The 21,062-nt window shown below is 73.7% G+C and carries 2 protein-coding genes; both read right to left on the reverse strand.

Annotated features, from left to right (window positions below; translation table 11 throughout):
- Entirely contained in the window at positions 1–5,289 is a 5,289-nt protein-coding gene (locus OG738_RS04075; RefSeq protein ID WP_329051326.1) for a type I polyketide synthase, read from the reverse strand.
- Entirely contained in the window at positions 5,286–21,041 is a 15,756-nt protein-coding gene (locus tag OG738_RS04080; RefSeq protein WP_329051327.1) for a type I polyketide synthase, read from the reverse strand. The genes OG738_RS04075 and OG738_RS04080 overlap by 4 nt, the downstream gene beginning before the upstream one ends.
- Positions 21,042–21,062: the final 21 nt, after the last annotated feature.

The raw sequence follows: 21,062 nt of genomic DNA on the forward strand, positions 1-21,062 counted from the left end.
TCAGCCTGGTGACTCCAGTTCCTCGTCCAGCAGCGCGAACAGCTCGTCCGCACCGGCCTCCTCGAGGTCCCGGTCGGCCGGGGAGAACGTCGCCACCAGCTCCCGGAGGCGGCCGACGACCGCGGCGCGCGAGTCGGCATCCAGTGCGCGCAGCTCGGTCTCCAGGTCCGTCAGCCGGACCTCCACCGCGGACGGCGGGTCAGCCAGCCCGGCACCGAGGAACTCCGCCAGCGCAGCCGCCGACGGGTGGTCGAAGATCAGCGTCGCCGGCAACCGCTGTCCCGTCACGGACTCCAGGCGGTTGCGCAGCTCGATCGCCGTCAGCGAGTCGAAACCCAGCTCGATGAAGCCCTTGCGCGGGTCGATCGCGTCCCGGCGCTCGTGGCCCAGTACCACCGCCGCCGTGCCGCACACCAGGTCCAGCAGCGCGCGACCGCGTTCGGCCGCCGGGAGGGCGACCACCCGGGCCCACGCGTCGTCCACGACTTCGGCTCGGCGACGGACGCCGCCGCGGACCAAGCCGCGCAGCATCGCCGGGACGCTGTGCGCGTCGGCCCGCACCCCGGCCATGTCCAGCCGCACCGGCACCAGCGCCGGCTGCTCGGTCCCGAAAGTCGCGTCGAACAGCGCAAGCCCGTCCGCGAACGACAAGCCCAGCACACCCGAGCGCGCCATCCGGATCAGGTCGGTGTCCGCCAGCTCGTTCGACATGCCGCCTTCGGACCACAGGCCCCATGCCAGCGACACCGCGTGCCGCCCCTGGGCGGCCCGGTGGTGGGCCAGCGCGTCCAGGAAGACGTTCGCCGCCGAGTAGTTCGCCTGTCCCGCCGCGCCGAGCGTGCCGCCCGCCGACGAGTACAGGACGAACGGGATGTCCAGCGAAGCGGTCAGCGCGTGCAGGTTCCACGCCGCGTCGACCTTCGGCCGCAGCACCGCGTCCACGCGCTCCGGCGTCAGTGCGAGCAGGACGCCGTCGTCGACGACGCCCGCCGTGTGCACGACCGCCGCCAGGTCGACCCCGTTGAGCAGTTCGACCACCGCGTCCCGATCCGCCAGGTCACACGCCTCCAAGGAGACCGTCGCACCCAGCTCGGTCAACGACGAAACCAGCTCCGCGGCACCCGGCGCCGAAGCACCGCGACGGCTCGTGAGGAGCAGGTGCTTGACGCCGTGGTCGGTCACGAGGTGCCGCGCGATGAGCTGACCCAGCACGCCGGTACCGCCGGTGACCAGCACGGTTCCGTCGGGGTCCAGCTCGGCCACGCCAGGCGTCGGCACGAACTTGGCCAGCCGGTGCACCAGCACCGCGCCGTCCCGCACCGCGACACCCGGCTCGTCGGCGTACATCGCCCCGAGCACCGCGTCCAGCGGCACGTCACCACCATCGACGTCCACGACCATGAACCGGTCGGGGTACTCCAGCTGCGCCGTCCGGATCACGCCCCACAGCGCGGCGTGCGTCAGGTCGTCGACGCCCTCGCCGGGGCGCGTCCCGATCGCCCGGCGGGCCACGACGACCAGCCGGGACGACGCCAGCGACTCCTCCGCGACCCAGGCCTGGGCCAGGGCCAGCAGCCGATGCGTCGCCTCGCGAGCCGCGAGCGGGGACGCCGTCTCAGGCGCCACGAACGGCACGAACACCACATCCGGGGCCACCCCGGCGGAAACGAGCGCCGGAAGGTCCACATAGGACTGTCCCGGCAGCCCGAAACCGGAACCGAGCACCGCGGACGAGACACCCGAAACGGCGTCACCTGCGAACGGCTGCCACTCGACGCGGAAGAGCGAGTCGTCCACCGCCGAGCGCGTCGCGCGGAACGCGTCGGCCGCGATCGGCCGCAGCGACAGCGATTCGACGCTGAGCACCGGCGCGCCGGTGGCGTCCGTCGCGGTCAGCGACACGGTGTTCTCGACGTCCGAGGAAATCAGCACTCGCAGTTCGGCCGCTCCGGCGGCGTGCAGCGACACGCCCGACCACGCGAACGGCAGCACCGGCTTGTCCTCGGTCGGCCCGGCCAGGCCGATCGTGTGCAGCGCGGCGTCGAGCAGGGCCGGGTGCAGGCCGAACGCCGAGGCGTCCGCATCCTCCGGCAGCGCCACCTCGGCGGCCAGCCGGTCGCCGTCCTGCCACACGCGGCGCAGCCCGGCGAACACCGGCCCGTAGTCGAAGCCCTGCGCGGCGAGGTCGTCGTAGCGGGAGGTCACGTCGATCTCGGTCGCCCCGGCGGGCGGCCACTCGGCCACTGCGGCCGGGGTACCAGCCGAAGCGGACAGCCGCCCGGAGCCGTGCTGCACCCACTCCGAAGAGTCTTCGGACTGCGAGAAGATGCCAAGAGAGCGCTGCTCCGACTCGAGAGCGCCCACGACGACCTGCAGCCGCACCGCCCCGTCCGGAGGCAGAATCAGCGGCGCGGCCAGGGTCAGCTCGTCGAGCCGCCCGCAGCCGACCTCGTCGCCCGCGCGGACCGCCAGCTCGACGAACGCCGTCCCGGGGAACACGAGCGAACCCTGCACGACGTGGTCGGCGAGCCACGGTTGCGCCTTCGCCGAAAGCCGGCCGGTCAGCACGACGCCACCCGAGTCGGCCGCGACGACGACGGCACCCAGCAGCGGGTGCTCCGCGTCGCGCTGCCCGACCTCGGCGACGCCGCGGACGCGGGCGCCGGTCGGATTCTCCAGCCAGTACCGCTTGCGCTGGAACGCGTACGTCGGCAGCTCGACCACCGAGCCGCCGGCGTAGAACGCCGAGAAGTCCACAGTGGACCCATGGACGAAGAGCGACGCGACCGCGGCGGCCGCCGACTCGGCTTCGGGCCGGTCCTTGCGCAGCACCGGGACGAACGTCGCGTGGTCGTCGGCGCCCAGACACGTCTGGCCCATCGCGGTGAGCACCGCCGACGGGCCGACCTCGACGAACGTCGTGACGCCCGCGTCGAGCAGCGTGCGGATCCCGTCGGCGAACCGGACGGCGTCACGCACCTGGCTCACCCAGTACTCCGGTGAGGTCAGATCGGCGTCCGGCGAAACCGTCGAGACGATCGGGATCTCCGGCGTGCGGTAGGTCAGATTCCGGGCGATGAACGCGAAGTCGGCCAGCATCGGCTCCATCAGCGCCGAGTGGAACGCGTGCGAAACCTTCAGCCGCGAAGTCTTCTCGAACTTCTCAGCGACGGCGAGCACCGCATCCTCGTCACCGGAGAGCACCACGGACGCGGGTCCGTTGACGGCCGCGATCGACACGCCATCAGTCAGCAGGGGAAGAACGTCCGCTTCGGCGGCCGCTACGGCGACCATCGCGCCGCCGGTGGGCAACGCCTGCATCAAGCGAGCCCGGGCGGTCACCAGCGTGCAGGCGTCCTCGAGCGAAAGCACCCCGGCGACGTGCGCCGCGGCCAGCTCGCCGATCGAGTGCCCCAGCAGGTAGTCCGGCTGGACGCCCCAGGATTCGAGCAGGCGGAACACCGCGACCTCGACGGCGAACAGCGCGGGCTGCGTGTACCCGGTTTCGGCCGAGCCGAGCACGGTCTTCAGCGGCACGTCCAGGTGCTTGTCCAGTTCGGCGGCCACCAGGTCGAAGACCTCGGAGAACGCGGGGAACGCCGCCGCCAGCTCCAGGCCCATCCCAGCGCGCTGCGCGCCCTGGCCGGTGAACAGGAACGCCGTGCGCCCCGCCCCGGCGACACCCTCGACCACGCCCGCCGGACGGCCCGCCGCGTACTCGGTGAGCGCGCGGATCGCACCGGCCCGATCGGCGGCCACGACCCCGGCACGGTGCTCGGCCAGGGTGCGCGTGGTCGCCAGTGAATAGCCGATGTCCACAGCAGAGGCTTCCACGGTGGACAGCCTGGCCGCCTGCGCCCGCAACGCATCCGGGTCGTTGGCGGAGAAGAGCCAGGTCACCGGACCATCGTCCGCGGACGAGACGGCCACCGGGTCGCCCTGCTCGACGATCACGTGCGCGTTGGTGCCGCTGATGCCGAACGACGACACCCCGGCCCGCCGCGGCCGCCCGGTCTCCGGCCACGGCCGTTCCGCGGTGAGCAACGAAACTGTGTCGGTCCACTCGACGTGCGGCGACGGCTCTTCGGCGTGCAGCGTGCGCGGGAGGACGCCGCGCCGCAGCGCCTCCACCATCTTGATCACGCCGCCGACGCCGGCGGCCGCCTGCGTGTGGCCGACGTTCGACTTGAACGACCCGACGTACAGCGGCCGCTCGGGCGTGGCCGCCTTGCCGTAGGTCGAGATCAGCGCCTGCGCCTCGATCGGGTCACCCAGCTTGGTGCCGGTGCCGTGCGCCTCGACGGCGTCCACATCGGACAGTTCCAGCCCGGCGTCGGCCAGTGCCGCGCGGATCACCCGCTGCTGCGCGGGCCCGTTCGGCACGGTGATGCCGCTGGACGCGCCGTCGGAGTTCACCGCGCTGCCGCGCAGCACGGCCAGCACGTGGTGGCCGTTGCGACGCGCGTCGGACAGCTTCTCCAGCAACAACATTCCGGCGCCCTCGGAGCAGCCGACGCCGTCGGCGCCGCTGCCGAACGCCTTGCACCGGCCGTCCGGCGCCAAGCCCTGCTGCTCGCTGAAGTAGACGAACATGTCCGGCGTCACCATCACGGTCACGCCGCCGGCCAGCGCCAGCGAACACTCGCCGCGGCGCAGCGCCTGTGCCGCCCAGTGCAGCGCGACCAGCGACGACGAGCATGCGGTGTCCACCGACACCGACGGGCCTTCGAGGCCGAGGGTGTAGGAGATGCGGCCCGAAACGAGACTCCCGTCGCTGCTCCCGGCGCCGTAATCGTGGTACATGACGCCCGCGAAGACGCCGGTCTTGCTGCCGCGCAACGTCGACGGCACGATGCCCGCGCGTTCGACGGCCTCCCACGCCGTCTCCAGCACGATCCGCTGCTGCGGGTCGAGCGTGCGGGCCTCGCGCGGGGAGATCCCGAAGAACTCCGGCTCGAAGTCGGCGGCGTCGTGGAGGAAGCCGCCCTCCTTCGAGTACGTCGTCCCGGGCCGCCCCGAGGGGTCGAAGAGCGACGCGGTGTCCCAGCCCCGGTCCGTCGGGAACTCGCCGACGGCGTCGGTGCCGCCCGCGACGAGGTCCCACAGCTCTGCAGGCGTGGTGACGCCGCCGGGGTAGCGGCAGCCCATGCCGATGATCGCGATCGGCTCGCTCATCGCCGCGGTGAGCTTCTGGTTGTCCGCCTTGAGCCGCTCGTTGTCCATCATGGACTGCCGCAGCGCGGCGACGATCTGCTCGGTGGACGGCGCGCTTTTCGATGGGCCGGTCACTGGGAGTCCCCTCGGTCGTCGGTCTGGGTGCCGGCCAGCGCGGACCGGACCAGGTCGGCCAGGTCCATCCCGGCGATGGCGGCCACTTCGTCGGTTCCGTTCGCCTCGGCCACTTCCTCGACCGGCTCGCCCAGCTCGGGCAGCAGCTCCCCGAGCAGGAACCGGGTCAGCGGCAGCGGGCTCGGGTAGTCGAAGATCAGCGTCGCCGGCAGGCGCAGCCCGCAGGCCGCCCCGAGCCGGTTGCGCAGTTCCAGCGCGGCCAGCGAGTCGATGCCCAGGTCGGTGAAGCCCTTCTCGACGCCGACCGCCGACGCGTCGTCGTAGCCGAGGACGGCCGCCGCGTGCTCGCAGACCAGCTGCAGCAGCGCGGATTCCCGCTCGTCGGCCGACATCCCGGTCAGCTTCTCGGCGAAGCCCGCCTCGGGCGCCGCCGCCACCGGGCCGGCCGCGGCGGCAGCCCGGCGCGGAGTGGCCGTGACCAGGCCGCGCAGGAGCGGCGCGATCCGGTCGGCCTCCCGCAGGTCGGCGAGCTTCACCGGCACCAGCGTCGGCTCACCGGCCGCCAGCGCGGCGTCGAAGAGCGCGAGCCCGTCGGCGACGGTCAGCTCCGCGACCCCGGACCGGGCGATGTGCGTCAGGTCGACGGCGTCGCCGCTGCCCTCCCACGGACCCCAGGCCAGCGACGTCGCCGGGAGCCCCAGCGCCGCGCGGTGTTCGGCCAGCGCGTCGAGGAAGACGTTGCCCGCCGCGTAGTTCGCCTGCCCGGCGGCCAGCAGCAGCCCGCCCGCCGAGGAGTAGAGGACGAACGCCTTGAGGCCCAGCGAAGCGGTCAGCTCGTGCAGGTGCCAGGCCGCGTCCACCTTGGGCCGCAGGACGTTCTCGACCTGCGCCGGGGTGAGTGCGCTCAGCACCGCGCTGTCCATCTGCCCGGCGGCGTGCACCACGGCGGTGAGGTCGGGCAGCGACTCGATCAGCGACGCCAGCTCGGCCCGGTCGGTGACGTCGCAGGCCGCGACGGTCACCGAAGCGCCCAGCTCCTCGACCAGCTCACGCGCACCCGGCGCGTCGAGACCGCGACGGCTGGTCAAGACCAGCTTCCGGGCGCCGCGGGCGACCAGGTGCCGGGCGAGGTGCCCGCCGAGGAGACCGGCGCCGCCGGTGATGAGCACCGTGCCGTCGGCGTCCCACTCGACCGGGTCGCCGACCGTGGTGACCTTGGCCAGCCGCGGCACGCGGACCTCGCCGACCCGGACGATCGCCTCCGGCTCACCGGACGCGACCACCGCGGGCAGCGCCCGCATCGACTGGGCCAGGTCGTCGACGTCGACCACCTGGAGCCGCCCGGGGTTCTCCGCCTGCGCGGCCCGCACGAGACCCCAGGCCGGGGCTTGCGCGAGGTCCGGGCTCTCCGCCACGGCGTTGCGCGTGACGAGCAGGAGCTTGCCCTCGAACTTCTCGAGCCAGGCCTGCAGCTGCCGCAGGGTTTCCTGGACGGTCGTGTGGACCCGGGCCGGGACATCGCCTTCGGCCGAGCCCACCGGCAGGACCAGGACGTCGGCCGCCACTGGCTGCTCGTGGGTCGGGACGCCCAAGCCGAGGTCGTCGGAGCCCAGTACCGCCCAGCCTTCCAGGGACTTGACCAGCCGGACCCCCGCCGCGGGCTGCCAGTCGATCCGGTACAGCGAGTCGGGCACCTTCGCGCCCAGCTGCCCCTCCGACACCGGCCGCGTCACCAGCGACTCGATCCAAGCGACCGGCGAGCCGGTCCCGTCGGCCAGCGCGAGCGAAGCGTCCTTGCCCGCCGTGCCCTCCTTGCGGACCCGCACCCGCAGGGTGGTGGCCCCAGCGGCGTGCAGCGAGACCTGGTTCCAGGCGAACGGGATCGTCGTCTCGGTCAGCGCCTTCGGCCCGCCGGGGACGAGGAAGTCCGTGGCGCCCAGCGCCGAGTCGAGCAGGCCCGGGTGCAGGCCGAACTCGCTTGCCGCGGTGCCCTCGGGCAGCGCCACCTCGGCGAACACCTCCCCGTCACGCAGCCACACCGCGCGCAGGTTCCGGAACACCGGGCCGTAGCCGAAGCCGAGCCCGGCCAGGTCGTCGTAGAGCCCGGTGAGGTCGACGACTTCGGCGCCCTCCGGCGGCCACACCGAGAGGTCGAACTCCGCCGGCTGTGCCCCGGTGGCCAGCATGCCGGCCGCGTGCTGGGTCCAGACGTCCTCGATGCGGGAGTGCACCGACAGGTCACGACGGCCGTCCGCGCCGGGAGCGCCGACGACGACGCGGATGTCGACGCCGCCCTCCTCGGGCAGCAGCAGCGGGGCCTGCTGGGTCAGCTCCTCCAGGACGTCACAGCCGGTCTGGTCGGCGGCGTGCAGGGCCAGCTCGACGTACGCGGTGCCCGGCAGCATCGTCCGGCCCAGCACCACGTGGTCGGCCAGCCACGTCTGGCGGTCGACGGCGAGCCGGCCGGTGAGCACGGCACCGCCGTCCGGCAGCTCCACCAGCGCGCCCAGCAGCGGGTGCCCGGCGGACTTGGCGCCCAGCGATCCGACGTCACCGGCCCGCTTAGTCGCGTTGAGCCAGTACTCCTTGTTCTGGAAGGCGTAGGTCGGCAAGTCCACAGTGGACGCACCGCGCCCGGCGAACACCGCCGCCCAGTCGGGCTTCGCACCACGCGAGTACAGCGTGGCCAGCGCGGTGAACAGCGTCGGCACCTCGTCGCGGCCCCGGCGCAGCGCGGGCACGCCCACGACGCGGTCGGGCCGGTCGGCGGCCGACGTGTCGCACTCGCGGGCCATGCCGGTCAGCACCGCGTCCGGGCCCAGCTCGACGAACCGGGTGACCCCGGCCGTGAGCAGCGCGCCGACGCCGTCGGCGAACCGGACCGCCTCGCGCACGTGGTTCACCCAGTACTCCGGCGAGCAGAGCTGGTCGGCGGTGGCGATCCGGCCGGTCACGTTGGAGACGACCGGGATGCCCGGCGCCGAGTACGTCAGCTTCTCCGCCACCACGGCGAAGTCGGCCAGCATCGGCTCCATCAGCGAGGAGTGGAAGGCGTGCGAGACGACCAGCTGCTTCACACGCCGTCCGGCTTCCTTGAAGGCGGCCATCGCGGCCCGCACCGCGGCCTCGGGACCGGAGATGACGACGGCGCGCGGACCGTTGACTGCCGCGATGTCGACCTCGGCCGGGAGCGCCGCACGGACCTCGTCCTCGGTGGCCGCGATCGCCGCCATGGCTCCCCCGGCGGGCAGGGCCTGCATGAGGCGGCCGCGGGCGGCGACCAGTGCGCAGGCGTCGGCCAGCGAGAAGACCCCGGCGACGTGCGCCGCGGCCAGCTCGCCGATCGAGTGCCCGGCGACGTAGTCCGGCGTGAGGCCCCACGACTCGAGCAGGCGGTAGAGCGCGACCTCGATCGCGAACAGCGCGCACTGCGTGTAGGCGGTCTGGTTGAGCAGCGGGCTGCCGTCCCGGATGACGTCCTTCAGCGGGACCTCGGTGTCGAACAGGCCGCACGCCTCGTCGAAGGCGCCCGCGAAGACCGGGAAGGCCTCGTACAGCTCGCGGCCCATGCCCGGCTGCTGCGCGCCCTGCCCGGTGAAGAGGAACGCGGTCAGGTCGGCCGCGCTGGTCGTGCCGGTGACCGTGCCCGCCGGGGTCCCGCCGGTGGCGAGACCGTCGAGCGCCTTCAAAGCGGCGTCCCGGCCGGCCGCCAGTACCACCGAGCGGTGGTCGAGCGCGGCCCGGCCGGTGGCGAGCGAGTAGCCGACGTCGGTGAGATCGAGGGCCGGGTTGGCCCGCAGGTGCGCGGCGACCCGGGCGGCCTGGTCGGCGAGCGCGGCGGCCGTGGCCCCGGCGATCGGCAGCGGCACCGACGCCAACGGCGGCGCCGTCCGACGCGGACGCTCCACAGTGGACGGCGGCGCCTCTTCGATGATGATGTGCGCGTTCGTGCCGCTGATGCCGAACGACGAGACACCCGCACGGCGCGGGCGGCCGTTGGGCAGCCAGGGCCGGGCCTCGGTCAGCAGCTCGATGTCACCCGTGGTCCAGTCGACGACCGGCGACGGCGCGTCGACGTGCAGCGTCTTCGGCAGCGTGTTGTGCCGCAGGGCCTGCACGACCTTGATCACGCCCGCCGCGCCACCGGAAGCCTGCGCGTGGCCGATGTTGGACTTCACCGAGCCCAGGTACAGCGGCTGGTCACGGTCCTGGCCGTAGGTGGCCAGCAGCGCCTGCGCCTCGATCGGGTCACCCAGCTTCGTGCCCGAACCGTGCGCCTCGACGGCGTCCACTTCGGACGGTGTCAGGCCGCCCGCCGCGAGGGCCGCGTGGATCACGCGCTCCTGTGACGGCCCGTTCGGTGCGGTGAGGCCGTTGGACGCGCCGTCCTGGTTGACGGCGCTGGAGCGGACCACGGCTAGCACCTCGTGGCCGTTGCGCTGAGCGTCGGAGAGCCGTTCCAGCAGGAGCAGGCCCGCGCCCTCGGCCCAGCCGACGCCGTCGGACGCCGCGGAGAAGGACTTCGACCGGCCGTTGGGCGAAAGCACGCCCTGGCGGCTCGAGTCGACGAAGAGATCCGGCTGCGAGAGCAGCGTGACACCGCCGGCGAGCGCCAGCCCGCACTCCCCCGCCCGCAGCGCCTGCACCGCGAGGTGCAGCGTGACCAGCGAAGACGAGCACGCCGTGTCGACGGTCATGCACGGGCCTTCCAGCCCCAGCAGGTAGGAGATGCGGCCGGAGACGACCGCGCCCGAGCTGCCGTTGGGGATGTAGGCGGCGACGTCGGCGGGCGCGCCGGGGACGCGGCTGCCGTAGTCGTCGTACATCGCGCCGGTGAAGACGCCGGTCATGCTGCCGCGCAGCGCGGTCGGGTCGATGCCGGCCCGCTCGATGGCCTCCCACGCGGTCTCCAGCAGGAGCCGCTGCTGCGGGTCCATGGCCAGCGCCTCGCGCGGGCCGATGCCGAAGAACGCGGGGTCGAACAAGGTGCCTTCGTGGAGGAAACCGCCTTCGCGGGCGTAGGTCTTGCCGCGCTTGCCACGCTCGGGGTCGTAGATGCTGTCGATGTCCCAGCCGCGGTTGGCCGGGAACTCCGACACGGCGTCGACCTCGTCGACCAGCAGCTGCCAGAGGTCCTCCGGCGACCGGACGCCGCCGGGGTACCGGCAGGCCATGCCGACGATCGCGATCGGCTCCTGCATCGACGCGTTGGTCCGGGTCGTGGTGGCCGGGACCTTGGCGACCGCGCCGAGCAGCTTGCCCTTGACGAAGTCGGCCACCGCCTTGGCGGTCGGGTGGTCGAAGATCAGCGTCGCGGGCAGGGTCAGGCCGGTCGCGGTGCCGAGCAGATTGCGCAGCTCGACCGCGGCCAGCGAGTCGAAACCGAGCTCCTTGAACGCGCGGGTGCCGTCCACTTCGGACTTGTCCGCGTAGCCGAGCACGGTGGCCACCTGGGTGCGGACGATGTCGAGCAGCACGCGGTCACGCTCGGTGTCGGCCAGCCCGGCCAGCTCCGCGGCCAGCGCGTTGTCGGCCGCCTTCACCGCCTTGGCGGTCCGGCGGCCCTTCGGCGGGACGAACCCGCGCAGCAACGCGGGCAGGTCGTCGGTCCGGGCCCGCAGCGCCGCGACGTCCACGCGCAGCGGGGCGATCACGGCGTCTTCGGTGGCGGTCGCCGCGTCGAACAGCGCGAGTCCCTGCTCCGCGGTGACCGCGGGGAGGCCGAGCCGCGCCATCCGGGCGAGGTCCGCCTCGGCCAGCTCGCCGCCGAGGCCGGTGTTCTCGGCCCACAGCCCCCAGGCCAGGGCCGTCGCCTTGAGCCCGGCCGCCTTGCGGTGCTCGGCGAGCCCGTCGAGGAACGCGTTGGCGGCCGCGTAGTTCGCTTGGCCCGCGGGCAGCACCTGGCCACCGGCGGAGGAGAACAGCACGAACGCGGCGAGATCCTGCGTCAGCTCGTGCAGGTGCCAGGCGGCGTCGACCTTGGCCCGCAGGACCGAGTCGAGCCGCTCGGGGGTCAGCGAGTCGAAGACGCCGCTGTCGGCCGTGCCCGCCGCGTGCACCACGGCCGTGAGGTTGCCGATCGTCCCGAGCAGCTCGGCCACGGCGGCGCGCTCGGTGACGTCGCACGCGGCGACGGTCACGGTCGCGCCCAGGTCGGTCAGGTCTTCGACCAGCTGCCGGGCACCCGGCGCGCCGAGCCCGCGGCGGCTGGTGAGGACCAGGTCGGTGACGCCGTGCTCGGCCACCAGGTAGCGCGCCAGCAGGCTGCCGAGCCCGCCGGTGCCGCCGGTGATCAGCACGGTGCCGCCGCCCCAGGGTCGTGAGTGAGAAACAGGGTTAGAACCCTGTTTCTCACTCACGACGGTCTTGGCGTAGCGAGGCACGAGCGTCGCGCCGTCGCGGATCGCGGCCTCCGGCTCACCGGAGGCGACGACCGCCGCGACGGACGCGGCCGTGGTGTCCGCGTCGGCGTCGACGACGAACACCCGCCCGGGGTGCTCGGCCTGCGCCCCGCGGGCCAGGCCCCACAGCAACCCCTGCGTGACGTCCACAGTGGACTCGCCAGCGGGCACTGCGTCCTGGGTGACCACGGCCAGCTTGGTGATCCCGAAGCGGGCGTCGGCCAGCCAGGCCTGCAGTTCGGCGAGCAGCCACGCGGCGTTCTCGCGGGCCGCCTCCGGGACGTCGCCGGTGCGCTCGGGCACGGTCAGCGTGATGAGGGACGGCACCGGCTCACCGCGGTCGATCGCCGCGGTGAGGTCGGCGAACCCGGCGTAGGTGGCGGCCACCCCAACCCGGCCGCGGCCGACGGCGACCACTGCGGCGTCGGACTGCGGCACGGACACGGGCGGCCAGGCGATCTTGAGCAGCGATCCGTCCACTTCGGACGACGCCGTCAGCTCGCGGCGGACCGGGCGTGAGACCAGCGAGTCGATGGTCGCGACCGGACGGCCCTCGCTGTCGGCCACCTCGATGGCCGACACCTCGTCGCCGTTCAGCCGCTCGATCCGCACCCGCAGCACCGAAGCGCCGGCGGCGTGCAGCGTGACGCCGTTCCAGACGAACGGCAGCAGCGTCGCGCCACCCGGGTCGCCGAGGAGGTCGGCGTGCATCGCGATGTCGAGCAACGCCGGGTGCAGCCCGTACGCGCTCGCCGTCGACGCCGCCGGTTCCGGCAGCGCGACCTCGGCGAAGACCTCGTTGCCCCGCTTCCAGGCGGCCGTGAGCCCCTGGAAGGACGGACCGTAGCCGTACCCGCGCTCTTCGAGCAGGTCGTAAGCACCCTCGACGACGACGGGGTTCGCCCCCGGCGGCGGCCATTCGGTGAGCCCGGCGGGCTCGGGCCGCGGCGCCGCGGAGAGCGTGCCGATGGCGTGCTGGGTCCACTCGTCCCCATCGATCGCGCGGGAGAACACGGTGACCGGGCGGCGGTCGCCGTCGGCGGGACCGACCACGACCTGCAGCGCGACCGCGCCGTCCGGCGGCAGGACGAGCGGCGCCTGCAGCGTCAGCTCTTCGACCGTCGAGTGCCCGACCTGGTCGCCGGCGGCGATGGCCAGCTCGACGAACCCGGTGCCGGGCACCAGGATTGCGCCCTTGACGACGTGGTCGGCCAGCCACGGCACCGACCCGGCCGACAGCCGGCCGGTGAGCACCGTGGTGTCCGAACCGGACAGCGGCACGACCGCACCCAGCATCGGGTGCGGCAGCGGCTGCTGCCCGACCGAGGTGACGTCGCTGGACGGCGTCGCGTCGAGCCAGAAACGCTTGTGCTGGAAGGCATACGTCGGCAGGTCGAGCCGGACCGGCCCGTCGCCGAGCACGCGGTCGAGCTTGGCGGCACCGCGGGTGTGGAGGCGGCCGAGCGCGGCCAGCGCGGTGCGGACCTCGTCCCGGTCGCGGCGGCCGAAGGGCACGAACGCGGCGTCGGGCTCGATCTGCGGACCGAGGGCGGTCAGCACGCTGTCGGGTCCCAGTTCGAGGAACGTCCGCACGCCGTCGGCGACCAAGGCGGCCACCGCGTCCCCGAAGCGCACGGCTTCGCGGACGTGAGTGACCCAGTAGTCCGGCGACGTCAGGTCGCCGCCGTACGAAACCGTCGAGAAGATCGGGATCCGCGGTGCGTGGAACGTCAGTCCGGCGGCGATCTCGCGGAACTCGTCGAGCATCGGGGCCATCAGCGGCGAGTGGAAGGCGTGGCTCACGCGCAGCCGGCGCGTCCGAATGTCGGCGACCGACGCCGCCCGCTCGATCCGCGCCACGACCTCGGCGACACCGGAGACGACCACCGACTCCGGGCCGTTGACGGCGGCGACGCTGACCTCGTCCTCGTGCCCGCGCAGCAGCTCCCGCGCGGTTTCTTCGGACGTCGCCAGCGAAACCATCGCGCCCGGCGGCTCGCTCAGCGAACCCATCAGGCGGCCGCGAGCCGCGACCAGGGTCGCGGCGTCCTCGAGCGACAGCACCCCGGCGACGTGGGCCGCGGCCAGCTCGCCGATCGAGTGCCCGGCGAGCGCGTCGGGGACGATCCCCCACGACTCGGCGAGCCGGAAGAGCGCGACCTCGACCGCGAACAGCGCGGTCTGCGTGTACTGCGTCTGGTCGAGCAGGCCGCGGTCGGCCAGTGCCGTCGTGCCGAAGACGACGTCGCGCAGCGGGATGTCGAGCAGCGGGTCGATCGCGGCGTAGACGGCGTCGAAGGCTTCGGCGAACACCGGGTAGGTGGCGTGCAGCGCCTGGCCCATGCCAACGCGCTGGGCGCCTTGCCCGGAGAACAGGAACGCCAGCTTGCCCTCGGTGACGACGTCGCCGCCCTGCTCGCCGGTGGCCAGCGCGTCGAGGCCGTCAGCCAGTTCGGCGGCGGTCCCGGCAATCACCACTGCCCGCTGCTCCAGCGCCGACCGGGTCGAGACCAGCGAGCGGGCCAGCTCGGCGACGGTGACGTCTTCGTGGTCGGCGAGGTACGCGCGCAGCCGGGCGGCCTGGCCACGGACCGCGGCCGGGGTGCGGCCGGAGAGCGCGACGGGGACGACCGCTTCGGGCTGCGGCTCGGCGGGGTGCTCGGCGGCGGGCGGTGCCTGTTCGATGATGACGTGGGCGTTGGTGCCGCTGATGCCGAACGACGAGACGGCGGCCCGGCGCGGGTGGCCGTTGGGCGACCAGTCGCGCGACTCGGTCAGGAGCCGCACCGCACCGGTGTCCCAATCGACCACAGTGGACGGACGGTCGACGTGCAGGGTCCGCGGCAGCTGCTCGTTGCGCAGCGCCATGACCATCTTGATGATGCCCGCGACCCCCGCGGCGGCCTGGGTGTGGCCGATGTTGGACTTGATCGAGCCGAGCCACAGGGGCTCGTCCTCGGAGCGGTCCTGGCCGTAGGTGGCGAGCAGGGCCTGTGCCTCGATCGGGTCGCCGAGCGTGGTGCCGGTGCCGTGGCCCTCGACGGCGTCCACTTCGGACGGTTCGAGACCCGCGTCGGCCAGTGCCTTCGTGATGACGCGCTGCTGCGAGGGGCCGTTCGGGGCGGTGAGGCCGTTGGACGCGCCGTCGTGGTTGACCGCGGAGCCCTTGAGCAGTGCGAGGACCGGGTGGCCGTTGCGCTGGGCGTCGGAGAGCCGCTCGACGAGCAGCATGCCCGCGCCCTCGCCCCAGCCGGTGCCGTCGGCCGAGTCGGCGAACGAGCGGCAGCGGCCGTCGGCGGACAGGCCGCGCTGGCGGCTGAAGTCGACGAAGGTGTCCGGAGTGGACATCACCGTGACGCCACCCGCCAGTGCGAGTGTGCACTCGCCGCGGCGCAGTGCCTGAACCGCCCAGTGCAGGGCGACCAGCGACGACGAACACGCCGTGTCGACGGTGACCGTCGGACCTTCCAGACCGAGGGCGTAGGACACGCGGCCGGAGACGACGCTGGCGAGGCTGCCGTTGCCGAGGTAGCCCGCGATGTCGTCGGAGACCGTGCCGAGACGGGTGCCCCAGTCGTGGTACATGACGCCGGCGAACACCCCGGTCGCGCTGCCGCGCAGGGAAACCGGGTCGATCCCGGCCCGCTCGAACGCCTCCCAGGACACCTCCAGCAGCAGCCGCTGCTGCGGGTCCATCGCGGCCGCCTCGCGCGGGCTGATCTCGAAGAAGTCGGCGTCGAACTCGGCGGCGTCGTGCAGGAACGCGCCGTGCTTGACGTAGCTGTGGCCGGGCTTGCCGGGCTCGGGGTCGTAGAGCGCGTCGACGTTCCAGCCGCGGTCGGCTGGGAACGGCGTCAACGCCTCTTCGCCGTCCGCGACGAGCCGCCACAGGTCCTCCGGCGTCGCGACACCACCGGGATAGCGGCAGGCGATGCCGACGATGGCGATCGGCTCCTCCGGGTCGGCCGTGGTCACCGGCGCGACCGGCGTGGTGGGGGCCAGCCCGGCGACGCGCGTGACGAGGTATTCGGCCAGCGCGCGCGGGGTCGGGTGGTCGAAGACCAGCGTCGCGGGCAGCCGCAGACCGGTGACGGAGTCGAGGATGTTGCGCAGCTCCACCGCGGCGAGGGAGTCGAAGCCGATCTCGCCGAACGGGCGGGACGGGCTGATCGCCGACGGGCCGTCGTGGCCGAGCACGGCCGCGACGTGGGTGCGCACCAGGTCGAGCACCGCGCGGTCGCGGTCGGCCTCCGACAGCGAGGCGAACCGCTCGGCGAACTGCCGCTCCGGGGTGAGTTCGCCCGCGGTCGCGGCGATGCGACGCCGGTTCGCGGGGACGAGGCCGCGCAGCAGCGACGGGACGTCGTCGCGGGCGCTCAGGGCGGCGCGGTCGACGCGGGTCGGCACGACAGTGGCCGTCCCCGAGGTGATCGCGACGTCCAGCGCAGCCAGGCTTTCGGCCGCGGTCAGCGGGGCGAGGCCCAGCCGCCCGATCCGGCTCAGGTCCTTTTCCGACAGTCCGGCACTCATGCCGAGCGCGGCGCCGCCGTCGGTCCACAGGCCCCAGGCCAGCGACGTCGCGGGGAGGCCCTGCTCACGGCGGTGCTCGGCGAGTGCGTCGAGGAAGGTGTTGCCGGCCGCGTAGTTGGCCTGGCCCGCGCCGTCGACCAGCCCGGCCGAGGAGGAGAACAGGACGAACGCGGCCAGGTCCGCAGTCAGCTCGTGCAGCGCCCAGGCGGCGTCGACCTTGGGGGCGAGGACGGCGTCGAGGCGCTCTTCGGTGAGCGAGCCGATCAGGGCGTCGTCGAGCACGCCGGCGGTGTGGACGACCGCGGTCAGCGGCTGCTCGATCTTCTTGAGCGCGGCCGAGAGCGACCGCTTCTTGGTGACGTCACAGGCGATGACCTGCACCGTCGCGCTCGTCCCCAGCTCGGCGATCAGTTCGGCCGCGCCGGGAGCGTCGCTGCCGCGCCGGCTGAGCAGGACCAGGTGCCGGACGCCGTGGGTGGTGACGAGGTGGCGCGCGACCTGCGCGCCGAGGCCGCCGGTGCCGCCCGTGATCAGCACGGTGCCGTCCGGCTGCCAGGCCGGTGCGTCGGCGGGCAGGCGGACGAGCCGCGGGGCCAGCACCCGGTCGCCGTCGACCCGCAGCTCCGGCTCGCCGGACGCGAGCGCGGTGGTCAGCGTCGCGGCCGTGGTCTCGCCCTCGATCAGGACGATCCGGCCCGGCTGCTCGGCCTGCGCCGAGCGCACCAGCCCGCGCACGACGGAGTCGGCGAGCGAGCCCGGGGTCCGGATCACCAGCTTGGCGGTGGCGAAGCGCTCGTCGGCAGCGAACTCCTGCAGGAGGGCCAGCACGCGGTGGGCGGCCTGCTTCGCCGCCGCCGGGATGCTGCGGCCCTTCGCGGCGACCGGCACGACGATCGTGTCCGGCACCTCGGTCAGCTCGGCCAAGCCGGTCACCTCGGCGACCGGGATGTGCCCTTCGGCGGCCGCGACCGGCGTCCATTCGACGGTGTGCAGCAGGTCCCCGGCTCGCGGGCCCAGGTCGGCGCCGCGGACCGGGCGGGAGCGGAACGACTCCACCGAGAGCACCGGTGTCCCGGCCGCGTCGGTGACCTCCAAGGCGACGCCGCCGGTGGCGGGCGACGTGATGCGCACCCGCACCTCGGCCGCGCCGGAGGCGTGCAGGCGCACACCGGTCCACGCGAACGGCAGCCGGATCTCGTCGGCCTCGCGGGCCTCGCCCGGGGCGAAGTCGGTGGCGTGCAGAACGGCGTCGAGCAGTGCCGGGTGGATGCCGAAGGAGTCGTCCCGAGTGGGCAGGGCGACCTCGGCGTACACGACGTCATCGCGCTGCCACGCGGTACGCAGGCCCTGGAACAGCGGGCCGTAGCCGTAGCCGTGCGCCGCCAGCTCTTCGTACAGCGCGTTCGTGGCGACGACCTCGGCGCCGGACGGCGGCCACTCGGTGATCGGCGCGGGCTCGGCGGCCGGGGCTTCGGCGAGGACGCCGACGGCGTGGCGGGTCCAAGCCGCGTCCTGCTCGGTCCGCGAGTAGAACTCGATGGTGCGGCGGCCGTCCTCGACCGGGCCGACCACGGCCTGCACCTCGACCCCGCGGCCGTCCGGGACGGACAGGGGTGCCTGCAGGGTCAGCTCGTCGACGACGTCGCAGCCCGCGCGCTCGGCGGCGTGCAGGGCCATCTCGACGAACGCGGTGCCGGGCAGCAGGGCCGTGCCGGCGATGGTGTGGTCGGCGAGCCACGGGTGGGACCGCAGGCCGATCCGGCCGGTCAGGACCAGGCCGTCGTGGTCGGCCAGGCCGATCTCGGCGGCCAGCAGCGGGTGCCCGGAGGCGAGCTGCCCGAAGTCGGCGGCGCCGGACGCGGTGAGCCAGAAGTGCTTGCGCTGGAAGGCGTAGGTCGGCAGGTCGACGGCGTTGGCCGGGCCGAAGAACGCGGTCCAGTCGATCCCGACGCCCCGGGTGTGCAGCCGGCCGAGCGCGCCGGCGAGCGCCGGGACCTCGGCGTGGCCGCGGCGCTGCGCGGGCACGAAGGCGATGTCGGGGCCGTGCGGACCGGTGGCGGCCATGGCCGCCAGGACGGCGTCCGGGCCGACCTCGAGCGCGGTGGTGACGCCGGCCGCGGCGAGCGCGGCGACGCCGTCGGCGAACCGGACCGGCCGCCGCACGTGGTAGAGCCAGTAGCCGGGCGAGCACAGCTCTTCGGCGGTGGCCAGGCGGCCGGTGACGTTCGAGACGACCGGGATCGACGGCGGCGCGAACTCGACGACCGCCAGTACTTCCCGGAACTCGGCGAGCATCGGCTCCATCAGCGGCGAGTGGAACGCGTGCGACACGCGCAGCTCGCTCGTCTTGCGGCCCTGCAGGCGGAACACCTCGGCGACGGCGTCGACTTCGGCGCGCTCGCCGGACACCACGACCGACGTCGGGCCGTTGATCGCGGCGATGCTCGCACCCTCGGTGAGCAGCGGGCCGACCTCGTCCTCGGTCGCGGCGATCGCGACCATCGCCCCACCCTCGGGAAGAGCTTGCATGAGACGTCCACGCGCGGCGACGACCAGACAGGCGTCCTCGAGCGACCAGACACCCGCGATGTGCGCGGCGGCCAGCTCGCCGATCGAGTGGCCGAGCAGGACGTCCGGCTTGACGCCCCACGACTCCAGCAGCCGGGCCAGCGCGACTTCGACCGCGAACAGCGTGCACTGCGCGTACTGGGTGCCGTTCAGCTCGTCGGCGTCGTCGCCGAAGAGGACGTCACGCAGCGGGCGGTCCATCTGCACGTCGAGGTGGTCGATGGCCTCGTCGAAGACCTCGGCGAAGAGCGGGTAGGCGAGATACAGCTCCTTGCCCATGGCGAGCCGCTGCGACCCCTGGCCGGTGAACAGCATCGCGAGCTTGCCCGGCGTGCGTTCACCGGTGACGACGGAGGAGTCCTGCTCGCCCGCGGCGAGCGCGCGCAGGCCGCGGACGGCGTCCTCGGCGCTCTCGGCGACGACCACGGCACGGTGGTCGTGCGCGGCGCGGGTCCCGGCCAGCGAGAAGCCGACCTCGGTGAGGTCCGCCGACTCCACAGTGGACACGAGCTTGGCCGCCTGCGCCCGCAGAGCTTCCTCGCTGCGGGCCGAAACGACGAGCGGCACGACCGGAACGGGCTCGGTGACGCCCTCCTCCGCGGTCGCGGGTGCCTGCTCGATGATGACGTGCGCGTTGGTGCCGCTGACGCCGAACGACGAGACACCCGCGCGGCGCGGCCGCTCGACCGCGGGCCACTCGCGGGCCTCGGTCAGCAACTCGACCTCGCCCGCGGTCCAGTCGACGTGCGGGGTCGGCGCGTCGACGTGCAGGGTCTTCGGCAGCCGGCCGCGGCGGATCGCCTCGACCATCTTGATCACGCCGGCCACGCCGGCCGCGGCCTGGGTGTGGCCGATATTGGACTTTATCGAGCCGAGCAGCAACGGCGTCTCGCGGCTTTGGCCGTAGGTGGCGAGCAGCGCCTGCGCCTCGATCGGGTCGCCGAGCCGGGTGCCGGTGCCGTGCGCCTCGACAGCGTCCACTTCGGACGCTTCGAGCCGCGCGTCGGCGAGCGCGCGGTGGATCACGCGCTGCTGCGACGGGCCGTTGGGTGCGGTGAGGCCGTTGGACGCGCCGTCGGAGTTGATGGCGGTGCCGCGGACGACCGCGAGCACGGTGTGGCCGTTCGCGACCGCGTCGGAGAGGCGTTCCAGCACCAGGACGCCGACGCCTTCGGCGAACCCGGTGCCGTCGGCGGCCGCGGCGAAGGCCTTGCAGCGGCCGTCTTCGGCGAGGCCGCGCTGGCGGCTGAAGGCGGTGAACGTGCCGGGTCCGCCCATGACGGCGACCCCGCCGGCGAGGGCGAGCGGGGTCTCGCCGCGACGCAGGGCCTGCACGGCGAGGTGCAGCGCGACGAGCGAGCCGGAGCACGCGGTGTCGACGGTGAGCGTCGGACCTTCGAGGCCGAGCGCGTAGGCGACGCGGCCGGAGACGACGCTCGGTGCGTTGCCGGTGAGCAGGTAGCCGTCGAGACCGTCGGGGGCCTCGTGCAGGCGTGGGCCGTATTCCTGGGCCTCGGCGCCGATGAAGACGCCGGCGGGCGTGCCGCGCAGCGTCGTCGGGTCGATCTTGGCGCGCTCCAGGGCTTCCCACGCCGTCTCGAGAACGAGCCGCTGCTGCGGGTCCATCGCGGACGCCTCGCGCGGGGCGATGCCGAAGAAGCCCGCATCGAACTCGCCCGCGTCGGGCAGGAAGCCGCCCGCGGTCACGTAGCTGCTGCCCGGGCGGTCCGGGTCCGGGTCGTAGAGGCCGTCGAGGTCCCAGCCGCGGTCGGTCGGGAACCCGGTGATGGTGTGGACCTCGTCGGCGACGAGCCGCCAGAGGTCCTCGGGCGAGGCGGCCCCGCCCGGGTAGCGGCAGCCGATGCCGACGATCGCGACCGGCTCGTCCGGGTCACCCGCGACCGAAGGTCCACTGTGGACGACCTCGGCGCCGAACACCGCCGCGTGCAGGAAGCGCGCGACGGCGACCGGCGTCGGGTGGTCGAAGGCCAGGGTGACCGGCAGCTCCAGCCCGGTGGCCTCGGTGAGCCGCGCGTGCAGCTCCACCGCGGCCAGCGAGTCGAACCCGTGGTCGGAGAACGCCTTTTCGGGATCCAGCACCGCCGGGACGTCCGGGCGGGCCGCCAGGAGCGCGGCCCGCGTGGCGTCGTGGACGACGTCGGCCAGGAATGCCGCGCGGTCACCGGAGGGCAGTTCGGTCAGCCGCTCCGCGAACCCGGACGCCCGATTCGATTCGGTTTCAAACTCACGCATTCCGCACTCCACCGCTGTAGC

Source organism: Amycolatopsis sp. NBC_01488, from assembly GCF_036227105.1.
Lineage (GTDB): Bacteria > Actinomycetota > Actinomycetes > Mycobacteriales > Pseudonocardiaceae > Amycolatopsis.

What these genes read in the sequence shown, in the direction of transcription:
- OG738_RS04080 (WP_329051327.1), bottom strand. Translation starts at nt 21,041, where the DNA reads ATGCGTGAGTTTGAAACCGAATCGAATCGGGCGTCCGGGTTCGCGGAG.